Origin of the sequence: Mesorhizobium sp. M4B.F.Ca.ET.017.02.2.1 (genome assembly GCF_003998955.1) — a bacterium.
Classification (GTDB): domain Bacteria; phylum Pseudomonadota; class Alphaproteobacteria; order Rhizobiales; family Rhizobiaceae; genus Mesorhizobium; species Mesorhizobium abyssinicae.
In genome coordinates, this window is record NZ_RZOF01000713.1 from 1 (window position 1) to 450 (window position 450).

Annotated in this window: 1 pseudogene; it reads right to left on the reverse strand. The window is 62.9% G+C overall.

The features are described 5' to 3' along the window. Positions 1–219, reverse strand: a pseudogene (locus EN738_RS35005) (hypothetical protein); the annotation flags it as partial. Positions 220–450: the final 231 nt, after the last annotated feature.

Here is a 450-nt window from a genome sequence, read left to right on the forward strand (position 1 = left end):
CTTCTGCACCGGCCACACGCCGGTGTCCTGCGGAATCCAGCGTGGATTGCGTTGCCCCTTGAACGGCACCCATGCCGCCAGGCAACGCTCCTCGCCGGTGTCGGGATAGAGGCGGACGATCTCGAAGCCGAGGCAGCCCGGGATCATCCCGTCAATATCCCAAGCCAGGAACGCGACCTCGTTGTTGGTCGCCGCACGCACTTTGATGACATCAGGCATCGCCACCCCCCTCGAGATGCTCGGCGCGTAAGTATAGCAGAAGTAAAAGACGAAACTGTAACAGGCTTCACGTTGCGAAGCGCTGGGCTCTCGGTTGGCGCTCCGTCATGTCGCTTCCCTCGCCCTAGTGGTCGCCGCCTCCTCACCGGCGGCATTGGCGGCGGTCCATTATGCCGCCGACCTTCGCATCCCATGAGGCTTTTCATGACCGCTGCCCTTCACCCCGCCGAA